This window comes from Gordonibacter faecis, assembly GCF_030077735.1.
Taxonomy (GTDB): domain Bacteria; phylum Actinomycetota; class Coriobacteriia; order Coriobacteriales; family Eggerthellaceae; genus Gordonibacter; species Gordonibacter faecis.
Genome location: NZ_JASJEU010000012.1, coordinates 122,318 through 144,822, shown reverse-complemented (window position 1 = coordinate 144,822; position 22,505 = coordinate 122,318). Strand labels below are relative to the sequence as shown.

At 62.7% G+C, this 22,505-nt stretch carries 22 protein-coding genes; 1 reads left to right on the top strand and 21 read right to left on the bottom strand.

The window, feature by feature from the left end; all coding sequences use genetic code 11:
- Nucleotides 1-13 precede the first annotated feature (13 nt).
- Both QNJ86_RS05750 and QNJ86_RS05745 read right to left on the bottom strand, forming a co-directional pair.
- Nucleotides 14-346 carry a 4Fe-4S dicluster domain-containing protein gene (locus QNJ86_RS05750; protein WP_283831648.1) on the bottom strand — a complete coding sequence of 111 codons (333 nt, stop codon included), beginning with the start codon at nt 344-346 and terminating at the stop codon, nt 14-16.
- A gap of 15 nt (nt 347-361) precedes the next feature.
- Complete coding sequence (locus QNJ86_RS05745; protein ID WP_283831647.1) at nt 362-2,620, bottom strand: molybdopterin-dependent oxidoreductase; 2,259 nt, start codon at nt 2,618-2,620, stop codon at nt 362-364.
- A gap of 314 nt (nt 2,621-2,934) precedes the next feature.
- Here QNJ86_RS05745 and QNJ86_RS05740 point away from each other — a divergent pair, with 314 nt between their 5' ends.
- Nucleotides 2,935-3,210: a hypothetical protein gene (locus QNJ86_RS05740; RefSeq protein ID WP_283831646.1), complete on the top strand. Its 276-nt coding sequence runs from the start codon at nt 2,935-2,937 to the stop codon at nt 3,208-3,210.
- A gap of 37 nt (nt 3,211-3,247) precedes the next feature.
- On the opposite strand, the gene QNJ86_RS05735 is transcribed toward QNJ86_RS05740, so the two are convergent.
- From QNJ86_RS05735 to QNJ86_RS05645, 19 genes are all read right to left on the bottom strand, one after another.
- Entirely contained in the window at nt 3,248-3,952 is a 705-nt protein-coding gene (locus QNJ86_RS05735; RefSeq protein WP_283831645.1) for a biotin transporter BioY, read from the bottom strand.
- A 159-nt stretch (nt 3,953-4,111) separates the two neighbouring features.
- Nucleotides 4,112-5,629 (bottom strand): MATE family efflux transporter, encoded by a 1,518-nt coding sequence (locus QNJ86_RS05730; RefSeq protein WP_283831644.1) that lies wholly within the window; start codon nt 5,627-5,629, stop codon nt 4,112-4,114.
- A 191-nt stretch (nt 5,630-5,820) separates the two neighbouring features.
- Complete coding sequence (locus QNJ86_RS05725; protein ID WP_283831794.1) at nt 5,821-6,582, bottom strand: biotin--[acetyl-CoA-carboxylase] ligase; 762 nt, start codon at nt 6,580-6,582, stop codon at nt 5,821-5,823.
- A 35-nt stretch (nt 6,583-6,617) separates the two neighbouring features.
- The gene (gene folP / locus QNJ86_RS05720) at nt 6,618-7,925 is read right to left on the bottom strand and encodes a dihydropteroate synthase (protein WP_283831643.1); all 1,308 of its coding nucleotides are present in this window, start codon (nt 7,923-7,925) and stop codon (nt 6,618-6,620) included.
- Nucleotides 7,922-10,279, bottom strand: a complete 2,358-nt coding sequence (gene ftsH, locus QNJ86_RS05715; RefSeq protein ID WP_283831642.1) for an ATP-dependent zinc metalloprotease FtsH — start codon at nt 10,277-10,279, stop codon at nt 7,922-7,924. Before ftsH ends, folP begins: the two co-directional genes overlap by 4 nt.
- 123 nt (nt 10,280-10,402) lie before the next feature.
- Nucleotides 10,403-10,948: a hypoxanthine phosphoribosyltransferase gene (hpt, locus tag QNJ86_RS05710; RefSeq protein WP_283831641.1), complete on the bottom strand. Its 546-nt coding sequence runs from the start codon at nt 10,946-10,948 to the stop codon at nt 10,403-10,405.
- Between the two features lie 394 nt (nt 10,949-11,342).
- On the bottom strand, nt 11,343-12,032 hold the full coding sequence (locus tag QNJ86_RS05705; protein ID WP_283831640.1) for a nucleoside triphosphate pyrophosphatase: 690 nt from the start codon (nt 12,030-12,032) through the stop codon (nt 11,343-11,345).
- 46 nt (nt 12,033-12,078) lie between these two features.
- The gene (locus QNJ86_RS05700; protein ID WP_283831639.1) at nt 12,079-14,070 is read right to left on the bottom strand and encodes an RICIN domain-containing protein; all 1,992 of its coding nucleotides are present in this window, start codon (nt 14,068-14,070) and stop codon (nt 12,079-12,081) included.
- Between the two features lie 11 nt (nt 14,071-14,081).
- Nucleotides 14,082-15,059 (bottom strand): type II secretion system F family protein, encoded by a 978-nt coding sequence (locus tag QNJ86_RS05695; RefSeq protein WP_283831638.1) that lies wholly within the window; start codon nt 15,057-15,059, stop codon nt 14,082-14,084.
- Nucleotides 15,060-15,097: 38 nt separating this feature from the next.
- Nucleotides 15,098-16,021, bottom strand: a complete 924-nt coding sequence (locus QNJ86_RS05690; protein ID WP_283831637.1) for a type II secretion system F family protein — start codon at nt 16,019-16,021, stop codon at nt 15,098-15,100.
- 21 nt (nt 16,022-16,042) lie between these two features.
- Nucleotides 16,043-17,362: a TadA family conjugal transfer-associated ATPase gene (locus QNJ86_RS05685; RefSeq protein ID WP_283831636.1), complete on the bottom strand. Its 1,320-nt coding sequence runs from the start codon at nt 17,360-17,362 to the stop codon at nt 16,043-16,045.
- On the bottom strand, nt 17,355-18,392 hold the full coding sequence (cpaB, locus tag QNJ86_RS05680; RefSeq protein ID WP_283831635.1) for a Flp pilus assembly protein CpaB: 1,038 nt from the start codon (nt 18,390-18,392) through the stop codon (nt 17,355-17,357). The genes QNJ86_RS05685 and cpaB overlap by 8 nt, the downstream gene beginning before the upstream one ends.
- A 13-nt stretch (nt 18,393-18,405) precedes the next feature.
- Nucleotides 18,406-19,035 carry a pilus assembly protein TadG-related protein gene (locus tag QNJ86_RS05675; RefSeq protein WP_283831634.1) on the bottom strand — a complete coding sequence of 210 codons (630 nt, stop codon included), beginning with the start codon at nt 19,033-19,035 and terminating at the stop codon, nt 18,406-18,408.
- Entirely contained in the window at nt 19,032-19,532 is a 501-nt protein-coding gene (locus QNJ86_RS05670) for a pilus assembly protein (protein WP_283831633.1), read from the bottom strand. The genes QNJ86_RS05675 and QNJ86_RS05670 overlap by 4 nt, the downstream gene beginning before the upstream one ends.
- Nucleotides 19,529-20,005 carry a hypothetical protein gene (locus QNJ86_RS05665; protein ID WP_283831632.1) on the bottom strand — a complete coding sequence of 159 codons (477 nt, stop codon included), beginning with the start codon at nt 20,003-20,005 and terminating at the stop codon, nt 19,529-19,531. Before QNJ86_RS05665 ends, QNJ86_RS05670 begins: the two co-directional genes overlap by 4 nt.
- A 34-nt stretch (nt 20,006-20,039) precedes the next feature.
- Complete coding sequence (locus QNJ86_RS05660; protein WP_283831631.1) at nt 20,040-20,330, bottom strand: hypothetical protein; 291 nt, start codon at nt 20,328-20,330, stop codon at nt 20,040-20,042.
- Between the two features lie 160 nt (nt 20,331-20,490).
- Nucleotides 20,491-21,390 carry an A24 family peptidase gene (locus QNJ86_RS05655; RefSeq protein WP_283831630.1) on the bottom strand — a complete coding sequence of 300 codons (900 nt, stop codon included), beginning with the start codon at nt 21,388-21,390 and terminating at the stop codon, nt 20,491-20,493.
- Nucleotides 21,387-22,094, bottom strand: a complete 708-nt coding sequence (locus QNJ86_RS05650) for a hypothetical protein (protein ID WP_283831629.1) — start codon at nt 22,092-22,094, stop codon at nt 21,387-21,389. The genes QNJ86_RS05655 and QNJ86_RS05650 overlap by 4 nt, the downstream gene beginning before the upstream one ends.
- Nucleotides 22,091-22,504: a DUF192 domain-containing protein gene (locus tag QNJ86_RS05645; protein WP_283831628.1), complete on the bottom strand. Its 414-nt coding sequence runs from the start codon at nt 22,502-22,504 to the stop codon at nt 22,091-22,093. Before QNJ86_RS05645 ends, QNJ86_RS05650 begins: the two co-directional genes overlap by 4 nt.
- Nucleotide 22,505: the final 1 nt, after the last annotated feature.

Sequence of the window (22,505 nt, the reverse complement as noted above, 5' to 3'; positions counted from 1 at the left end):
ATGACGCAGGGGCTTAGGGAAGGAAGATGACCGCCTTCTCGCCGATCTCGTCGGCAACCTTCGCCAGGTCTTCAAGTGTGCCGTAGCGCATGACTTTTGCCTGGCAGTGCTGCACGCACGAAGGCTCTTTACCCTGAGCCATACGATCTGCGCACAGGTCGCAGAGCTCGGTCGGCACGGGCACACAGTTCCAGTGCCATGTTCCGTCAGGCAGCTGCCACGGGCCGTCTTCGGCCACCTTGATTCCCCATTTGCCCAGAGGGATGTCGTGCTCGTTCTTGCAGGCAATCTCGCACGAGTGACACCCGGAGCAGTATCGGTAGTCGATCAGTAGTCCGTTTTTCATGGCTGTTCCTCCCCTCTATTCGTCCGTCACTTTGTAGATGGCGCAGATATGGCACTTGAAGGTGTTGCCGAAGCCCAGCTTGCCAATAACCTTGTGCGGCATGATCATGTTTATGTTGGATTGCCGGAATCCAAAGAGGTTTGGTTCCTCGCCGTCCTGTTCGGGGAACCACCAGCCATGATGAGCATGCACCACACGCTCATGGATGCCCTCAGTGAGATGCGCGACCTGCTTCACGCGGCCGTTCTGATTCTCTATCCACACCCAGTCGCCCTCAGCGATTCCGAGACGAGCGGCCGCAACGGGGTTAATTTCCACCGTCGGCTGTGGATCAATTTCGCGGAGACGATCAATCTGGCGGTGCTCGGAGTGGAACGACGTATACTTACGGCCTCCCGTTGTCAGCACGAAGGGGTATTGTTCAAACAGCTCGGGCGTGGAGTACGGGCTGAACGGTGGTTCCTGGAAGTAGGGCAGCGGGTCGTCACCAAACTGCTGGTAGGCGGTCGACCACAGCTCAATACGCCCAGTCTGTGTCATATAGCCTGGCTGACCATCGAAGCGCATGAGACCCTTCTCACACTTGCGGTACGTTTCCTCAGGCTGCACAACTACGTGCTCGCGAAGTTCCTCCCACGTCATATCTCCAGGCACTTCAACCTGCGTCATGTAGTCCTCCATGCTGGCGAACTGCTTCCAGTAATCGGGAAACATACGCTCGCCAATGCGCATCATGAACTCGAGGTCACTCACACCCTCAACAACGTCAACTGCCTTGTTGCACGCACCCTCGAACGCCACGTTGAAGCCGTAGTGCGATTCGACGAGCGTGTTATGTTCGGCGAACGTCTTAAGGGGAAACACCAGGTCACACAAGGCCATAGTGGTGGGATTATGGAACAATTCGGTGGCAACACAAAACTCGAAGCTCTCCTTCATGGCTTCAAGCCAGCGCTCCTGCGCGGCCGTGATAGCACCGCCCACTAGGTTCGAACTCTGGAACACGCCCATGCGCAAACGGTAGGGCTGCTGCGTCTCAAGCGTGTCCAGCACCGAGTCCGGATGGTTCGTGGACATGAGTTGACACACGAAGGGAAATTCAGCGGCACCGATACGCTTCTCGAACAGCTCCGGCGTAACCGTGCCTGCCTCCATAGCACGATTGATCATGTCAACATTTGTGTCATCCTCAATGGGGAGGCCCAACGTGTTGCCTCCAGGAACGTCAAGGTTATCGGTGATGGCCATGAGTGCCAGCAAAGCCTGACCTACCTGGATGCCGTTTGGATTCTGGTCGACAGAAAGACCCCACCCGATGGCGCTATGTTTGCTCGTGGCGTACCTGCGTGCGGCCTCAACAATGAGGTCCTCATCTACCCAAGTAATTTCGGCAACTTTCGCTGGAGGGTACTCTTTCACGCGTTCGGCCAATTCGGCGAAGCCATAGCACCACTTATCCACAGCGTCATGATCGTACAAATCTTCGGTGATGATGACGTTGAGCAGGCCGAGGGCGAGCGCTGCGTCGGTCCCCGGGCGCACTTGCAGATTGATCTCGGCACGCGTCCCGAGCCAGGTAATGCGCGGGTCAACACAGATAAGCTTCGTGCCACAGTTCTTCATGAGATCAATGACCGCATGACCCCACAGGCCGTCAGCGTTTGATTTCAGCGGCTCCTTTCCCCACAGCATGATATATTTGGGCGCTTCCCAACCAGGATGGTTGTAGCGGTCGGGGTAGCGGGCCGCATAGTCAATCTCCGGGTAGCCGCCGCCCATGAGGTAGGCCATTGACGAAACGCGCGGCGCGTAGCATGCCCAACCGCTCTGGGCATAACAGGCGTTAGGCGTGCCAAAGCCCATGAACGCCAGTTCGTTGTGGTACTTCGTTGCCTCGCGACCCGTGCCACAAAACACAACAATGGACTCGGGACCGTACGTTTCGCTAAAGTAGCGAGTTTTTTCTTCCAAGAGGTCGAACGCCTCATCGAGCGCAATGCGCTCCCACGCGTCTTTGCCGCGGTCCTTCGGGTCACGCTTGAGGGGATACATTATGCGATCACGGTGATACATGACATCTTTAAGCGCCAGGCACCGTGGACACAGCGCACCCCTCGTGATCGGATGCTCGGGATCGCCCTCTACCTGCACAACCTTGCCATCCTTAACGTGCAACTGGATACCACACCCTACCGGATGACACCCCGGAGGCGACCAAGCGCAGGTTCGAACGATTGTCTCACCGTTCTCTTCACGTTTCCATGGCTTACCCATACGCTCACTTCCCTTCTTCTCGGTCCTCGTCTAAAACAGACGCGACCCCGTGGGAAGGACCTCCCGCCTCGTCATGCGAATCCGAGATGCCGATCGCGTCCTGAGGACGATGATAGAGAGGGGGAAATGGGCTCGTCGACCAACAGTCGCTCAGGCTTATACAAGGCCATAAGTCGATGGATAACCACTGTCAGAAGCGATTGCACAATTCAGCCCGATTGTGCAAAGTCTTGGTCAGTTTCTGCGGGCGAAATACCAACGCCGAGATCTACTATTTGAGAGGCGGAAGAGGATGGACACGAAGGAGGGATAACATGCCCGGATCAATGCACGTATGCAACCCGTATTGCGGACGCTGCAAGCCGCCCAAGGAGCCGCTGCGCGTATGTCCCACCTGCGGTGCATACGACGATTCCGAACACAGCGAACACGGAACCTGCAAAGAGTGCGGAGGCATACTGCCCCCTCGCGTGCTGCCGCAACCCCTGCTCTGCAAGCGCATCAACCAGATGTGCGCCCGCCCCTGCAAGCAGGGCGAAAAACCTCCGCGGACACCGGTGGCGTCCTGTCGTTATCACACGCCTCTGTGATCAGGTTTTGCACGTTTTGGTTCGCGCCAGCTTGGATTCACTTGCGGCTCGGGAGAGCGCGGCGCACGGCGCGGGCGCAGATGACGGCGGCGATAGCTTTCAGCAGATCAGGGATGGCGAAGGGGGCGATGGTGACTGCGGCGGCGGCCGCGAGATCGATGCCAGCGACGAGGGCGTATTGGAAGCAGCCGCACGCGTAGGTTATCGCGATAAACACCAGGCAGCCGGCCAGGTCAATGGCGAAGGCTGTGGGGGCTGTGAGTGCGGTGCGCGTTTTGCGCGGGGATGCGCCTGTTGAAGAGGTTTCTTCCGCACGGCTGGCCAGCGTGCGCAACACCTGCAACACCAGCAAAGCTGCAGCCGCACCCACCAAGTAGCCCCACAGATAGCCGCCGGTGGGGCCCACCAGCATTCCTATGCCGCCGCGCATGCCCGAGAACATGGGCAGGCCTGCGGCCCCCAGCGCCAGATAGCCGGCAATGGCCGCGAGACACTGCTTGGGCGTGAGCACCAGCAAAGCAAACATGAGCGCGAACATCTGCAACGTCAGCAGAACAGGGCCAAGCGGAATGGCAACCCACGCTGACACCCCCATGAGCGCAATGGTGAGCCCCGCAAAGGCAATCGAGCGTGTACGAGAGCGTGTCGTCGCTCGCGCACCAGTGCGCCGGCCGCTCGCGACCGCTTGCCCGCCAGCACCGCCCGCGCCTTTCACCTGCTGTTCCCCACCTTGATCTGCCATTATTCGCCTTGCCTTTCCGCTGAGAGCATATGCCCACTCGTTTGCAACAGCGGAAAGCCTACCGCAGCAAGCACTAATTGTCCCACGGCGGCGTCACGTAGGGTGACAATCAAAGGCGCGGTAGCCTACCAGCAGACGCGCCCGCAAGCAGGTTCGGCGCTAGAACTTCGCCTTGATTTCGCCGCGCTCGAGTTTCTTCAGGCGGCGCATCTCTACGGCAATGAATATGGCCGTGGTGAAGATGGACAGAAAGTCGGCCAGCGGGGTGGCGAAGTACAGCGCATCCAGCCCCGTGAACTGCGACATTACGTGCGGCAGCACCTCGGGCAGTGCGAACAGCAGCGGCACCAAGAAGATAATCTGACGCGTCAGCGACAGGATGATGGACTTGAGCGGCTGGCCGGTGGCCTGGAAGTAGTTCGAGCCCACAATCTGGAAGCCCACGATAGGCAGCATAAACAGCTGCACCTTCAGCGCAAACACCGTGAAGTCCACCAGGCCTTCGTGCGTGATGCCGAACGCACCCACAATGGCCTCGGGGAACAGGTGCACAATCCCCCACATCACTGTGCCGAGCACCGTCGCGCCCGCAATGCCGTACCAGAGCGTCTTGCGTACGCGGTCGATGAGTTTCGCGCCGTAGTTAAACCCGAGCAGCGGCTGGATGGCTACTGCCACGCCCACCAGGGGCAACACGGTGAACATGGCCACGCGCTGCACCACACCGATGGAGGCCAGCGCGTCGTCGGCACCCACGGGGCTCAGCGCGCCGTACTGCACCAGCAGGTGGTTGATCACGAAGTTCACAATGGCCATGCCCGCCTGCACGGCGAAGCTCGCAAAGCCCAGCGACACAATGGTGCCGAGCACCTTCAGATGCGGCGCCATGTAGCGCAGGTGCAACTTCAGCGGCACATTCTTCGTGAAGATGAAGTACCAGAGCACTGCCACGCACGACGACGCCTGACCGATGATGGTGGCAAGCGCGCTCCCAGCCACGCCCCATCCCAGCTGAATGACGAACAGGTAGTTGAATATCGTGGCCACCACCAGGCCAATGAGCATGGTGACGAGCGCGCGATTCGGCGCGCCTGCCGTACGGATGAAGTTGTTCACACCCATGCCGATGCACTGGAAAATGAAGCCGAAGCAAACAATTTGTAAGAACACGTGCGCGTAGGGACGCACATCGTCGGTGGCGCTTGAGAGCGTGAGCAGGCTGTCGAGAATGACCGGGTTCGCCGCCGCAAGGGCCACGAGTACCGACACCACAATGCTGAGGAACATCGTGTTACCGAGGCTGACCTCGGCATCGACGCGCCGCCCCTCACCAAGGCGCAGTGCCGCAAGCGCGTTACCGCCGTTGCCGATGAGCATGGAGATTGCCATGAACACAATCATGATGGGGTTGGCTACCGTGGCCGCCGAGAGACCAATCTCACCCATGGCCTGGCCCAAGAAGATGGAGTCGACCACGTTGTAAGCGCCGTTCACTATCATGCCCAAAATAGCCGGAATGGCGAACTCTGTGATGAGCAGGGGGATGGACGCGGTGCCCATGCGGCTGACCTTGTTGTCGCGCGCGGGGTTTTTGGGATCTTTGCCGAGCGGGGCGCCCGTGCTATCTTCGTTCAGGTTCAGCGGGAGTTTCGCCTTCGCTGCTGCGGATGCTGCCATAGCTGTCGTGCCTTTCTCATTTTGCGGAACGAGATATTCTACCTTCGCGCTTAGGGATAAAAAAACAGTTTTGTGACAGCCGGAGGGAATTTCGCCGCCAAAGGGGGGATTTGGGTGATGGGCGGCTGGTGCGCTTGCGGGGGTGTGGAAATGTGGGCTGTGGGCGTTGTGGGTGGACAGGCAGGTGGGCGCTAGAAGGCGATGTGCGCTTCGCCGGAGAATACGCAGGTCTCGGTGCCCGTAGCGTCGCACAGCACGAGGGCACCCGTTTCGTCGACGCGCGCGACGGTGCCCGCAGCCAGGGGCTCACCCGTGCGATTTACCACCTGCACGAAGCGATCCGTCAGGCTGGCGTTGGCGTTGTATTCGTCGAGAAACGGAGCGATGCCTTGTGAGGCCCACTGCTGGTAGCGCGGCGCGAACGTGTCAAGGAAGGCATCGAGCATCACATCCGGGGTGAGGGCATCGGGCGGAGGTGTGACCAGGTCAGCCACGTAGGCTGCTCGATTCTTGCCACCCACAGCGGGCCGCTCTTCGGGCGGCAGGACGTTCACGCCCACCCCTACGCACACGCCACCCGCGTGGGCCTCACACGAGATGCCGCAGAGTTTCGAGAAGGGAGGTTCGCCTTGAGCAAGCACAACATCGTTGGGCCATTTGATCTGCACTAACCGTGCGGCGGTTTCGCCCACAAGCGCCACAACCGCTTGGCGCACGGCAAGGCCCACTACCAGGCTTAACGTGGGAAGCCGCGCGGGTTCCACCTGCGGTCGCAACAACAGCGAACAGTAGAGACCACCTTCGGGGCTCGTCCACGTACGCCCCTGCCGGCCATACCCCGCCACCTGACGATGCGCCCGCACCACGAGACCTTCCGCCTCGCCTGCCTCAAGCGCACGCTTGACCTCGTCATTCGTGGAGGTAGTTTCCTCAAGACACACCACGCGGAACATGGACACGGAAAAGCCCCCTTCGCAGCGGCGAACCTCTACAGGCGCACGGCCTTGCCTACTGTCACGTTTTCACTGGTGACAGGCGTGCCGTCGGCCAGCACATGGGACGGCAGCAGTTCAAGCAGCGGCTTCACCACGAAGTCGCGCTCAAGGGCGCGCGGGTGCGGCAGCGTGAGCACGTCGGCATCTACCACATACATCTGGTAGTCGATGATGTCGATGTCGCAGGTGCGGGGCCCGTTTTCGATCTCGCGCACACGGCCGAGGCTGTTCTCGATGGCGTGCAGATAGCCCAGCAGTTCCTTCGGAGGCAGGCCGGTGCGCATGAGCACGACCGCGTTCACGAACGAATCTTGGTCGAGATAGTACGCCGGCTCGCTCTCGTAGAAGCTGGAGATGTCGACAATCTGCGAGTCCGGCAGCGCACACAGTTCGGCCACTGTTTGGTTGAGCAGCGCCACCTTGCCTTCCCGTTCCTCGCCGGGGTTCGCCACTAGCGGCACGTTGCAGCCCAAGCCCAGCAGCACGTAGGGGCGCAGGTCCTTGAGCGCCTTCACGGTTTCGGCCACGTTGTGCGTGCGCACCACGTTCGCGCCCAGCTCGCACGCCATAAGCGCCTCGGCAGCCGACGCCCGGTCGCGGTCGCACGGCTCGTCAATGCCGTAGGCGTAGCCAATGTAGCTCTTGCGCGAGAGTGCCGCCATTACGGGATACCCCAGGTGAGCGAACTCGTGGAAGTTGCGCACCAGCTCGATGGTCTGCTTCGCCGTCTTGCCGAAGCCGGGGCCCGGGTCGATGCAGATGCAGTCGTGAGCAATGCCCGCCGCCTCCAATTCTGCTGTGCGTTCACACAGGTAGGCGCGCACATCGTCCACCACGTCGTTGTACACCGGGTCATCCTGCATCGAGGACGGGTCGCCTTGCATGTGCATGACCACCAGACCTGCGTCACAATCGCGCGCCACTTCCACCATGGCGGGGTCGCGGAAGCCGGACACGTCGTTGATCACGGATGCGCCCGCTTCCACGGCCGCACGGGCCACTTCGGCATGGCGCGTGTCAACGCTCACGCAGATGCCACGCTCCACGAGCGCGCGCACCACGGGCAGCACACGAGCCAACTCTTCCTCCACGCTCACCGGCGCGGCGCCGGGACGCGTGGACTCGCCGCCCACGTCAATGAGCGCAGCACCTTCTTCCACCATGCGCTCGGCATGGGCGACGGCGGCGTCCACGTCCTCGTATGCGCCGCCGTCGGAGAAGGAATCGGGGGTAACGTTCAAGATGCCCATAAGAATGGGCATCTTGGTGTCGAATTCAAAGGTCGAACAGCGCCAGATCATCGCTTGTCTTCGTCGCCTTTCGTGTCTTCGCGACGGTTTTGCGTACCGTCGCCGGGTTTGTGGTCGTCGCCCATCATCTCGCGAAAACCATCCTCGAGCTGGTCGAGAAAGCCTTTCGGATGCTGCGATCGGTCACCGGCAGGCTGTGCGTCAGGCTGCTGTGTCTGCATCCCAGACGTCCCGGGCTGCTGCGCACGAGACGCAGCCTCTTCCTCAGGCGTCGGACGATACGGCGGGTTGGGGTTCTGGTCGCCCGGCTCCACTGGCTCTTCGCGCCAGTTCGGGTCGGCCAGCTTCGCGTCGCGAGTACGAGCGGCAGCTTCTTCCGCTTCCTTGCGCGCAATGATTTCGCCTTCGTGCTTCAGGTAATCGTCCCACGTGTTATCGAGCAGCGCCAGGCAAGCCTCACCCTCAACGGTCTCGCGTTCCAGTAGCACACTGGCCATGAGGTCCATCTGCTCGCGGTGGCTCACCAGAATTTCGTAGGCGCGGTCGTGCGCGTCCTTCATGATGCGCGCCACCTCGTCGTCGATGCGCTTCGCCGTTTCCTCGGAGTAGTCCTGCGTGTTACCGTAGTCGCGGCCCAGGAACACCTCGTGGTTCGGCTGGCCGAACACCTGCGTACCCAGTTCAGCGCTCATGCCGTACTGCGTCACAATGGCGCGGGCCATCTTCGTGGCGCGCTCAAGGTCGTTGCTGGCGCCGGTGGTAATGTCGTCGCAGAAGATTTCCTCCGCCACGCGGCCGCCCATGAACACGGCCAGTTCGTCGCGCATCTCACCAAGCGAGTTCAGCACCTTGTCTTCCTTGGGAATAGACAGCGTGTAGCCCAGCGCGCGACCGCGCGAGATAATGCTAATCTTGTGCACGGGGTCGGCGTGCGGCAACAGGTGCCCCACCAGAGCGTGACCGCTTTCGTGGTAGGCGATGGTGTGCTTCGTCTTTTCGTCGAGCACGCGGCCCTTGCGCTCCGGACCAGCAATGACGCGCTCCATGGACTCGGACACTTCCTGCTGTGTGATAATCTTCTTGCCGCGGCGCGCCGTGAGCAGCGCCGACTCGTTCATGAGGTTGGCCAAGTCGGCACCCGTAAAGCCCGGCGTAAGCTTGGCCACCTTCGCCAAATCGACGTCGCTGCCGATAGGCTTGTCCTTGCTGTGCACCTGCAAAATTTTCTCGCGGCCCTTCACGTCGGGGGCGTCCACCACAATCTGGCGGTCGAAGCGGCCGGGACGCAGGAGTGCCGGGTCCAAAACGTCGGCGCGGTTCGTGGCAGCGATGAGCACCACGGAATCGTTCGACTCGAAGCCGTCCATTTCCACCAGCAGCTGGTTCAAGGTTTGTTCGCGCTCGTCGTGACCACCGCCGAGGCCGGTACCACGCTGGCGACCTACGGCGTCAATCTCGTCGATGAAGATGATAGCCGGGGACGCATCCTTAGCCTGCTGGAACAGGTCACGCACGCGCGAGGCGCCCACGCCGACGAACATTTCCACGAAGTCTGAACCCGAAATGCTGAAGAACGGTACGCCCGCCTCGCCCGCAACAGCGCGCGCGAGCAGCGTCTTGCCGGTGCCCGGAGGGCCCACCAACAGGCAGCCGCGCGGAATCTTCGCGCCCATGGACTGGTACTTCGCGGGGTTCGCCAGGAAGTCCTTGATTTCCTGCATCTCTTCCACAGCCTCGTCCACACCGGCCACGTCCGAGAACTTCACGTCGGGGCGTTCCTCAATGGACTTCTTGGTTTTGGCCTTGCCAAACGACATCTGCGAGTTGTTCGCCTTTTGCATCTGCGAGAAAAAGAAGAACATGATGGCCGCAATGGCAATGATGGGCAACAGGGAGAACAGCAGGTCAACGAAGCCTGAGGGCAGGTTCACCTGGTAGGGCACGTTGGGGTGCGCCGCCATGAGTTCGCCGAGCGAGTCTTGGCCCACGTACGTGGACGTGAAGTTGTGCTCGGTGCCCAACGTGGCTGCCACGATATCGGAGGTGCCCACACCGCCGAGCGCCTTGCCCGTGTCGGGGTTTTTAATGGTAGCCATGCGCGCGTTGAGCGCCTGGAACGCATCGTTGAACGCGTTCGCCGCCGTGGAGCCCGCCGTGATGGCCGGGTAGTAAGAACCCGTGACCGTGTGACCGCCCGCGTCATACACCACACGCGTCACGCGATCCTGCTCAACTGCCTGCACAAATTCCGACGTGATGAGGTTATCGGTTTGTGTCGCGTTCGACGACATGTTCATGAACTGCTGACCCACGAAGAAGGCCACCAGCATGAACAGCAGCACCGAGATAATGGTGGTCCGAGGACTCGGCTGCTGAAACTGGTTTTGTTTGTTTTGCTGTGCCATAGAGCCTGACTTTCTTCTCGAAACGGCCGATGGCCGCCGCGCTTGGACACTCAGTCTGCGACGCGGTTGGCCTTCGTGCGCGCCTTCGCCGGGTTTCGCCGAAGCGACCCGCCGAGGACGTGGTTAGCGGTACACTTCTGGCTTCAGAACGCCCACGTAGGGAAGGTTGCGGTAGTGCTCCGCGTAGTCCAACCCATACCCAACAATGAAGCTGTCGGGGCATTCGAAACCAAGGTAGGTGCAATCGATCTCGGCCTGCGGCTGCGTCTGTTTCCGAAGAAACGTGGCCACGCGCAACGAGGCCGGGTGACGCTCCGACAGGTTTTTCAACAGGTATTCCAGGGTAAGGCCGGAGTCGAGGATGTCCTCGGCCACGATGACGTGACGCCCTTCGATGTTGGTCGAAAGGTCTTTCAAGATGCGAATGACGCCGGAACTTTTCGTGCCGCTGCCGTAGGACGAGACGGCCATATAGTCCATCTCGAGCGGCAGGTCGATTACGCGGGCAAGGTCCGCCATGAAGATGGCTGCGCCGCGCAGCACGGACACGAGCACAATGCCCTCATCCGCCACGTCAGCGTAGTCGCGCGTAATGGCGCGCCCGATTTCGCCCACACGCTGGGCAATCTCGTCTTCAGTGAACAGTATTTCCGCAATATCGTCGTGCACTACTTGCTTCCTTCGCTGCATCCGTGACCCCACCCACCGCTCGCCTTGACACGATACGTGAGCAGAGCAGTCACGCTTACCTTGAGATTCGGTTAGTGTACCATTCGCCCTTGCGGAAAAGGAGACAATACGGTAACGCCAGGCGAAGGGCCACGATTTTTACATTTGCCGTGGGAACTGGGGGTTCTTTGGTTCCGCTGTTCTACGAACAGCGGAATGCACCGACGCTGCGGGCTTTTGCAGCACCCCGCCTTGCCGCTTTTGCGCTTACCCTCGCGTGCGGAGCACGCTCAGCCGCGCAACGTGGCAATTCGGGGCACTGCAAAAGCCCTCGCTGACTGATTTGGACCTGCGAGGTTAAGTTTTCAACCTGTAAGAGGTGCCCCTACTTATCCTACACGAGGAAGAGGTCGGGGAATTCTTGTTGGAGGCGAGTGACGGGGAGTCCTATGACGGTGTCGAGAGAGCCTTCTATGTGTTTGACGAGTGCGGCGCCGGCACCTTGTGCGGCGTAGGCTCCGGCTTTGTCGAAGGACTCGCCTTTGCGCAGATACTCCGTAATGTCTTCGTCCGTCAGGTCGTGGAAGGTGACGGCGGCACGGTCGACAAACGTACGGAAGCCCAGCGACACATCCTCTTTTGAGGGCGCGGCCACCATCCAGAGCGACACGGCCGTGACCACCTCGTGCGTGGTTCCCGACAGACGGCGCAGCATACGCTTAGCGTCCGAGATACTTTTCGGTTTGCCGAATATCTCGCCGCCGCACACCACCATGGTATCGGCGCCCAGGATGGCAGCCGTGCCCACGTAGTCTTCAGCCAGCACCTCCTGCACGACCGCACCGGCCTTGCGCTCCGCGAGCTTCTTCGCGGCCTCGGGCGGGTCGGCCAACAGGTCGGGCTCCAGCGATTCGTCCACGTCGGACACGTGCACGGTAAAGGCGACTCCCGTGTCCTCTAACAGTTGCTTGCGACGCGGCGATCCGCTGGCCAAAATGATGTCGACGGCAGGCGCAGCCTCGGCGTCGGTGGTTGGGGTGGAGGCCGCCTGAGCGGCCTCATTGATGTTCTGTTCGTTTTCCATGGCGGGTATTGTAACGCAGTGGTGGGCGCGACGGGAGGGCAACCTGCTACGCGAGTGAGATGCCGTCGTAGGCGGGCGTCCCCCACACAAGGTAAGCCACCGTGTCGCGCGTCAGGCGTGCCGAAGTCATAGGCGGCCCCGCGGCGGAGGCGTCGGCATAAGCGCCCTGCTCACAAGCTGCTTCACGCACGCGCCCCATCTCGCGATACCACACGCTGGGGCCACTGGCGAACGTGACGCGATCACCGTAGTAGAGCCCCGCGGAAGCAGGCAGCACGGCACCCGGCGACGAAAGCCGTCGCTCAAGCGCCCTATCAACATAATAGGTACGGTTGGACGACACCAAGCAGGAGCGGTCGGCCATGGCGTAGGACAGCGCCACGCGATTGCGCGCGTAGAGGTTCAGACCACCGGTAACCGTGGAGCCGTCAGCAAAGCGCTTCGTACACGCCGCATCGCGATACCACCCTTCCACACCCGAGCATCCGGGTTTGGCGGCTGCATCCCAGGCCGCGCGCGGCACGGTGTAGGCACCGCTGGCAGCCTTGTCCGAATAGCAGGGCGTTGTTTCGCCATCAACGTAAAAGCGCACGCCAGAAGACGGTTCTTCCGCGTCCGTCGGTTCACCCTGCACCAGCACCGAGGGAATCACCACCTCACCCTTATACTGGATATCCGCAAAGCGCGTATGGGCCGTGATGACGCAGGTGAGGTACGTTCCCGCGTCGGCATCCACCACGGAATAGGAGGGGTTTTCCTCCGCCGGACGCACCACTTCGGTGCGCTCGCCCGCCGACGCACCCCGATACCACGTGTAGCGGTAGAACATGCCTGACGTACCGGGGAAGTTGCGCGGTACACACGCCTCGGCAGGATTGGGTGCCGAAAGTGTTCCCCCAGGGCGTGCCTCACCGGTCACCTCAAGCGTCCCCGGCCACTCTTCGCGAAATTCTGGTTCGCCAAGCTTCCACTGCTGATTCGGGTTGTTCCAGTCGTTATAGGAGTTCCACTGATCCACGGGTGTTCCGTCTTGCTGGCCGCCATCGCGCAAATCGAGCGCGCAGCCGGAACACTCGAACACCAGCAGGTGGTAGCCGTTGCCCAACCCGTGCATGTAGAGCGACTGGGCCGGCGTGCCGTTACCCTCAAAGATGTCAACGGCAGCGCCATCATCCCAGGTGCCGTTACTCGAATCGAGGTAGAGCGGGCTCTCCCCCAGGTGCACGGGCACAAAACACGTGCGACCTTGCCCGCTTTGCAGCGCAATCCAGTGTTGGTTCGTCAGGTTCGTGAGCGACCAGCCCACCACCGCAGCACCGTTTTCGCGTGAGCCTCCCAGCACATCAAGGCGCAGGTGTTCTGCCACACGGGGCCGCAGCGTGACAATGCGACCGTGCCACCACGCGTCGTCACCCAACACATGATGTGGCACAATCTGGGTTGCTTCCGCCACCGAGTGCGTGCCCGGCGCGCTGCCGCCGAGCCCGCGAATATCCGCCCCGCACCAGCAGGTATAGTCTGCCTCCCGACGCGGAATGCGCAGTTTGGTGCCCGTCATGTACTCGTAGTAGTCGTGGTCATACACCGTGTCGATAATCCAATACGCCGAGGCCAGCCACTCGCCCGACTCGTCGCGTATATAGGCATACGTCGGCGTGTCCGGAATATCCGGGAACCAGGTGGGCGTCCACACGCCGCCGCACGCTACATACGCATCCACGCGCACTTCCAAGAACAGTTCGGTCATACGACCTACCTGGCAATTGCACGAAGCTGCCAACCACACGCAGAGGTTATTGGAGTACGACCATCCCGCATCGTAGCCAAACGTTGCACCCGGCCGAGCCACCGCGCCGCAGTCGCCCCACGCCCCGCGTCCGACCGCTGCCCAGGCAAAACGCGTGCCCACCAACAGCGTAGCCGCGGCCGCCGCGCTCAGCCCCGCAAACGCTCGACGTGTCATAGCCTTTTTCTTGTCGTGCCGCTCAACCGGTTCTACCCGTTCGCGCACGAACGCACCTTCATCAGGCTTTCCCATACTGTCCCTCCTTACTGCAATGTGTCGTTCAAAAACTGCATCAGGTTGACCACCGTCGGGGCCACCACCAGCGCTATCGTGGGAGGCAGGAAGCAAAACGACAGCACAATATCCAGCTTCGTAGGCATTTTCCTAATGCGCTCGATGGCGGCCGCCTGCGCGGTTGCACGAGCGAGTTCCGCCTGAGCCGTAAGCCCCTCGGCAACCGACGACCCCTGGTTCACGGCTTGGGCCAACTGAGCTGTGAAAGCAGCAACATCGCGGCTGCGGCAACGTTTGGCCAGATGCTCGAAGGCCTGTTCACGCGTATGACCAAGCAGGTTCACCTCACGGTCAACCGCTTCGAACTCTTCGGACAGCGGCTTTTCCAGGTTGCGCGCCACTTCGCGAAAGCACTGCTCCACGGGCGAGCCAGCCGCCACCGCGATGCCGAGAAGCTCCATGGCATCGGGCAACTGCCGTTCTATAGCGCGCCGCCGACGCTGTTCGGCACGCGCGAGCACCAGACGCGGAAGCGCCCAGCCCGCCACCGCAGCAACGGCGGCAAACGCGCAGACGGCAGGCGGGGCCAGCTGCCCTCCCGGCACAGTGAGGGCACAGGCCACCAGCGCACCGGCTGCAGCCGCCAGCACACGCAAGCCGCGCCACGTCTCAGGCGCGATATCCCATCCTGCTCCTGAAAGTAGTTCGCGGTAGGCCTCGCTGTCGCTGCGTGCCATGGGCAGTGCATGCTCTATGGCACGCGTCGCACGCCCTATGACCTGCGCGAACCGCCCGTATGCGAGATCCTTCTCACTCGTGCCTTTAGCGCCCGAGGTACCCGATGCTGCGCGGCCGCGCGAGCCAGCCCCGGCCACCGCAGCACCTTCACCTCGCGCTCCAACGCGCAACGCCGGAGCGTGCGAGCGCACTAATACCTCATACACAGCAAGTCCTGCCGCGCCGCCCACCGCAAGCAAAAGCGCCAGCACCACCACCGATGCACCCATCGCGCATCCTCCTTCTTTGTTCTTCCACCCGCACTCGCTCAGACCCGCTCAACCGACGTAATGGCGCGCGACATAAGCAGCCCCGCCACCTCCAGCACCACTGCCACACCGAGCACCACCCACCCAAGCGGCTCGCTTTGGTAAAACCGAGCGAAGTCTGCATTCGTCACATACATAAGGGCGAAGAGCGCGGGCATGGCGCAGGCAACGAACCACTTAGCCGCCCGTGTGCCGGCTATCTCCACCTTGAGTTCGCGGGCTTCTCGCAAGCGCGCGTCCACCCGCTTCGAAATGAGCGCGAGAGCAGCCGCAATACTGCCGCCGCGGCTCTGCCTAATGCGCGTGGCCGCCGCCAGCGTTTTCACGTCCTGACTCTGGGTGCGCTCTGCCATGCGCTCAAGGGCATCCGCCAGCGGCATGCCGTACGACGCGTCCGCCAAAACGCGCGCCACCTCACTGCGTAGCGGCTCTTCCATGTGCACGGATGCCACACGCAGGGCGCGCTCCAAGGTGAGCGAGCCGCGCACACTCGCTGCAATTTGCGGAAGCGCATGCGCCAGTTGCACGTCAAAGAGTTCACGCCGTTTGCGCTCGGCACGGCGCACCCACACACGTCCGCCCACCAGCACACCAGCTGCCGCCACTACCCCAACGGCCGTGCCACCCATCGTGAGTCCACAGGCATAGGCAAGGAAGGCGAGCGCCACTAACGTGGTAACAAACGCCGTTGGACTCATCCCGATACCCGCTGCCCGCAAGCGGCGTGCCAGGGGCGTATTGCGCACAGGCTTTCCGTCATCTTTCGCGCGCTCAGGTTTACCCGCCTCGGCGCTCACCGGGCCAAATACCGTGAGTGACCTGCCTCGTTGAGCGAGCCGTTCCTCGCGCACAGCCTTAACTACCGCCATCGCCAACACCACACATGCCGCCGCGATGGCCGTTGATACTGCGAGGTACACCATGTCTGTCTCCTTCCCCCGCCGTTACGCAGCGAAGAACCAGGCGGGGTCGTACCACACGCCCGCCGCACGCATGCGCTCCTTAATATGCTGGGGCTGAATACCGCACGCGCGCCACGAGCCCACCGTCCAGCCCTCCGCATCCACCCCTTCCACGTCGAATGAGAAGAGTTCAGCGCGTGGAATAACCGTGGCGCCATCGGGCAGCGGATCCACCGCAACAATGCTGGTCACCTTGCGGCGGCCATCTTGCAAGCGGTCGGTATGCACCACCAGCCCTCCGCGCAGCGACTCGGCTATCTGCTGCATGATGACGTCGCGGCCCAGCTCACCATCGGCGTAGCCCACCATAGTGCGCAAGCGGCTGATGGCGTTGTCCGGGTCATTCGCATGAATGGTGGTCATAGAACCCGGGTGGTCGGTCTGCATGGCCTGCAACATGTCGTAGGCCTCGGCCCCGCGGCACTCGCCTACGATGATGCGGTCGGGTCGGCGCCGCAGAGCAATGGCCACTAAATCGCGCATAGTGACCGCACCCTGACCCTCGGTGTTCGCCTCGCGCGTTTGCATGCGCTCGGTATGAGGCGTGCGAAGCCGCAGCTCCGGCGTATCCTCTATGGTAATCACGCGTTCATCGGGCGGAATGAAACCCGAAAGCGCGTTGAGCAGTGTTGTTTTGCCTGAACCCGTGCCACCCGAAATAACAATGGGGCAACGCGCCGCCACCGCCGAGCGCAAAAAGTCCGACATAGCCGCCGAAAGCGCACCCGCACGTTCAAGGTCTTCCATGCTCAAGAGGTCGTTTTTGAACGTACGCAGGTTAAGGGCCGGGCCGTCGGGGGCAAGCGGCGGCACCACATAGGTAGCGCGCGCCCGACCGCCGGGAAGCATGGCACAGCCCATGGCATGCGATTCGTCACAGCGCGCACCCGCCTGTTCGGCAATCTTGTCTATGATGCGCCTTAAATGGTCGGAGTCATCGAACGCCACGTCGGGCCGGTACTCCAAGCGCCCCGCGCGCTCCACATACACGATAGGTGGTAGGAACGGCAGCGCCGGATCGGTCACGTCCACGCCGCCCCCATTCACCATGATTTCAGTGATGGACCCGTCGTTGAGCAGGGGTTGTAGCGGACCGTAGTACAAAAAATCGTCGATGAGGGCATTTGAGAGCGCGATCGACTCGGCTGGACTGAGCGCCACGCCGAAGTCGAACGCAATGGCTTCCACAGCAATGGAGATGAGTTCCTTCACCCGCTCAGGGCCGGCCTCTTCGCCGCCCAGCTTCGCCGCCACTTCTTGACGCACGGCAGCTTTGAACGCGCGCTCAGTCGCCCTATCCATCGAACTCGCCACCCTCCGACACTTCGGCATCTTCGAAGGGTGCAACGGCGTTCGCCCCAGCGCCTGCCAAACCAGCCTCAGCCGCAGCGGGATCCTCTACAGCGCCTCCGCCCGCACCCCCGCCAGGCGACACATCCAAAGCCGACAGCAACACCAAACTCACCTTGCCCGCATGCTGCGCGGAGCGAACGGCATCCGCCTGCTCGGGCGTCACTTCCACCGTGACCGACGCGTAGGCACCACCCTCGCCCGACCTATCGGCGTCAAGCGCCAACACGCGTGCCGCCTCGCACAGCGTGGTGAGCACCGTCTCGCCCGAGGCCGCCGACTCAAGCGCCACCACGCGCACCCGATCAGACGGGCGCAAGAGCCCCGCTATACCCGTCTCCGCATCCACCGCCACCGTGACGGCCTGCATCCCAGACGCAAGCGAACCAGCCAAAAAGCCACTGTCGAGACCGCCGGCCACACTGGCAGGAGTTACCTGGGCACCCTGGGCGATGTCCACGAGCGCCTGTTTGCCTGCAACTGACGCCGCGCCTGCCTCCGCCTTAAGAGCCTCCGGCCCCAGCGCCCCTTTCGCCCGCAAACTGCGCGGCACTGAACGGATCTCGAACGACGAAGCGGCAAGCTCCTCACCAGCCCGTATGTCGGTTACCGCAACCAGCGTTGGCTGCGCATCGGCTCCTGCCTCAGCAATGGCGGCTTGAGCGGACAGTGCCGCCCACGTTCCGTACGCCGCTGCAACCAGGGCCACTGCCACCGAAACCCCTGCCACTGCGGCCAGCCGCTTCACGCGGTTCGTGTCACTCGTATCGGCGCCCTCGCGCGGTGCAAACACCCGGCGAGCAGGCTGCGCGCCCGCATCCTCGCGCAGCGGCCGTGCCGCATTCTGCTCCCGCGGCGCACGCATATCCTCCCTGCGAAGGCGCGTCGTGGCAGACACGTCAGACCCGCCACGCTGAGGCGGCTCTTCGCTGCGACTGGCGTAGCCACCCGCAGCCCCTTGAGCCCTTCTCCGTCCGATCATTCCTTCATCCTTTCTATAAGCGCCCCGTGGCGTCGGCTGTCATCGCGCGCACGCGCTGCTGCAACTCTTCCGGATAATCTCCCAAACCTCCCAGACGGACGCGGGAGAGCGAGCTCACCTTCATGCCTGCTCGCAGCTGGAAGCGTGCGTTACTCTGCGTGCCGACAGGCCGCCATGCCACCACGTCGGCGTAGGGTTCCGCCGTCACAATGCGCTTCGACGCCACCGGCAGCGATACCACGCCGAACCCGCGGGCTATCACCGTGGGCACGTCTTCTTCCAACTGCACCGCCACGCCCCACACCCGGCGCGAGCGTGGCAAGGCAGAGGCGGGCACCTCATAGAACCACACCGTAGCCCCGCCTTGGTAGCCCTCGTCGCGCAACGTCTGCGTCAAGCGGCGTGCTACCGCAAGCCCCGGGTCGTTGTCGTTTTTCGCCACGAGGGCAAACGAGGTGTCCATGCAGGCATCGCGTGCCGCATCGAGCGCGTTTTCCTGACGCACCTTAGATGCGCACGCCACACCCTGATCCACGGCGAATCCCAGGGCCATGAACAGCACCAATGCCACCGCCAGCGCGAGCGGAGTCACATTACCGCGCTCGGACGCCGCACTGCGCGCACCCGCGGCACGCACCCTCATAACGGCGACACCTCCACCTCAACCACCCTTCCCTCGGTGCGCGCACACTCCACGTGGCGCGCGATGCTTCTGTGTTCCATGCCGGGAATCGCCGCCAGCGACGGCAGTTCGTAGGCCACGTCGAACGAGAAGTGCCCGCTGCTTGTACGCTCTTCAATAACAAGCAAACCATCCTCAATTGATCCGGGGTGCGCGAGCGCAAGCGACGAATTCGCATCGCTGTCAAACGATAGGCGCACATCCCGCACGGTCAACAGATCGGGCTGCAGCTGCGTCGCCGCGCCCAACAGCTCATCCTTCACGAACCGTTCTTTGTCTGCCGCCAGCGACAAGCCCGCCGCATCAAGCTGGCGACACGCTCGCGTCACATCGGCCGTCAGCCGATCGATGGACAGCATGACGGCACCCACTTGCAGCGCCGCCGCCAACACCAACAGCACCAGCGGCACCACCACCAAAAACTGCACCATCTCGCTGCCGCGCTCGCGCTCACTCACCACGCACCTCCCTCCACCGTGGCATCAACGGTGCCACGCGCAGCACCGCGGCAGGTAAACGAGCCATCCCCCGCACCCGTTGCGCGTGCAATGAGGGCTCCCACCGGCGTGAGGTAGCGTCCCTTCACACTCACCGACACCGTGACGGGGCGGGTTTGCACCCGAGCCGGCCGCTCTCGAAAGCCGCCCCACTCGGTGTCGCGCAGCTTGTGACCGTAGACCTGCTGTTCCGCCGATCCCACGCTGGCGGTAGCAGAGAGAGCAAGTCCCTCGCCTCCAAGCGAAGGGGAAGCCTCAAGCGCCACCTTCGCCAACTCTTTGGAGGAAGTGGCGGCCTGGGGGCGCGCCTCCACGCGCCGACACACCGCGTGAGCAGCAGAATTGACCTCCGCCCCCAGAAACACCACGCGCCCAATATCCAAGCTGGCGCACAGCAGCGAAAGGAGAAGGGGCAGCGCCACAACAGCTGTCACGACGCTGCTCCCCCACTCGCGTGCAGGATGGTAGCTACCTGGCCGCACCGGACGTAACTTTCGCGAACATGTCAGTGATGTTCGAGCCAACCGTGGTAATGGCCGATTGGACGTTGCCCTGCAACAACATAAGTGCGGCGCCCAGGCCCACGGCAAAGCCGAGCACGATAACCGTCTGCACAATCTCTGAGCCACCGCCTTCCTCACCGCGCACTGCGAGGGCGCGCGCCTTGGCACGAGCGCCCTGCGCACGCGTGGAAATGCCTGGGCGCACCTTCGCGTTCGCCTCGAAGGAAAAGGTTGCGTTGGTCTTTGCTGCGTTCATACTGATGTCCTTTCTTGTTTGGTTGCCGGGCCCCTTTAGCCCGACCTTCCTTCAACCCGTTTAAGCCGCCGTTTTGCGGCAGAAACTCACACCGGTCCGGCGCGAGCCGAAACGAAGGCTGCCTCGCCGGAATGTCTCGCAAGACCCCGCTCGCGCGCCTTCATGTGGCAACCAGGCTGACCGACGCCCCGCAGGCCAACCACACCGTCAGAAACGGAGCCATGGGCACGCCATCGGTCCACGTGAGACGCTTGGTGGCACATCCCGCGAGCGAGGTTGCAGCCGCCAGCGCATAGCAAGCGGCAAATCCGCACGCCGCCCCCGCCCCCGTGGCCACCGAGAGCGCACCCATGCAGCGCACGTCGCCTCCGCCAACAGCGCCTCCCGGACAGTGCCCGCGCAGCACCCGGTTCGCCGCCATGCTGCCGACAACCGCAATGCCCGCGAACATAAGTCCCGCCATCACGCCCTCGAAGCCGTTCACCACCACCTGAAACGCCGCACCGGCAAGCACCACAAGCACACACGTTTCCAGAGGAATCGTGCGGGCGCGCAGGTCACACACCACAGCCACCTCCATGGCAAGCAAACACACACAGAGCGCCACAGCCGCACCTACACCTGGCGCGAGCACCGCAGCGAACGCCGCGAACATGGCCGCACCCACCGCGCATATCGCACGCTGCCACATGCGTGGCCGGAATGAGCAGCGCAGGGCGCGCTCTTCTTCGGTCCCTGCCGCCACCGTGCCGCTCATGTCGAGGCCCGCTTGCGCAAGAGTGCACAGGTGCTCCCGGGTGAGCGCACCGAGGTGCGCCTGTTCAAGCACATAGTCGCGCCAGAGGCCAACCGCGCCTTCCTCCCCCGGGGACGCGCTTGCTGGCTCAATGCCAGGATGTGCACACTTGAAAGCGCGATACACTTCAAGTGAGTCATCCCACCATGAGTCAGCCCGCGCACGAACACGCTTGAGCGCGCGGTCGGACGCCCACGGCACCACCGTCCATCCCGCCACCGCACCTACCAGGGCAGCACCCGCCACGAGGGCTCCGGCCGTCATGACCGTACCTGTTCACCCCGGCTGGCGGTTGGTTCAAGCACGCGCACGGCACCCGCCGCTGTCGGCTCAGCACGTGCCGCTTCGCGGCCGCCCGATCCTGCAGCTGGCTCGATGCTGATTACCAGCGAGCCGCCGCGCCCTCGCTCCACCGCATGCGTATCAGTGAAATATGCTTCATGCGTGGCCTGCTCCAGGCCCTCCTGTGCTTCATGCAACGCACCCGGCAGTTCGAAGCGGACAATCCACCCCGCACCATCGAACGGCACGCTGTCTCGCCGGGCACGCCGAACGGGATCGGCCCGTGTCGATCGGCGAAGCGTCCCCTCGACGGGCTGCGCTTCGCGGTGCGTCAGCTCCCGACGCGACTCCTGTGCAGAGATACCACCGCTGAGGCAACGCGCCCGCTCGGCGGCGTGCCTTCCTTCCGAGCGAACATCATGTTCACCGGACGTGCCCTCCTTATCCGGCACTGGCGCTTCCACAAGCGCCGCGTGACCAGCCACGCGCTCTTCTTCCGCTGGGCTTTCCATCTGGGGCTTCGTCTCATGGGCTGCCAGCCGACCAAGGCTCACGCCCTCTTCGGGCTCCCAGCCCCCCGCATCGGCTAACACCTCCGTCGGCGTGCTGCCGAAGCGATGCATGCAGCCGTAGCACACCTCCGCATCGTCGAACGTGCGCGCCTTACACACCGGACACGTTTTCATCGCGCCACCTCCTTCCTACCTGAAATCATCACCTGGTCACCGATGGCGAACCACGGCGTATCGCAGCACGCAAAGCGCTCCACCACGGCCACCGCCTTGGTGTTACGTAGCCGCCTGAGCGGGCCCACGGAGCGATGCGTTTCCACCACACGGCCTTCGCCGTCAACAAACGCGACATCCAGGGGGTGGCGCATACCCACGGTATGCACGTCGTTACACGGCATGAGCAGCAGCGCCTTGTCGTTCGGCGCCGTCAGCAGAAGACCGCGCGCCTTGCGCGCAGTGCGCACCGCCAGCGCAAGCGAGGTTCGCTCGTCCACCGGCGGAGTTCCTGCCGAAACGCGGCGCCTTCTCTTCGGTGCGTCGGCACCATGCACCGCACGCGTACCTTCTTTGTTCTTGTCAGCCATG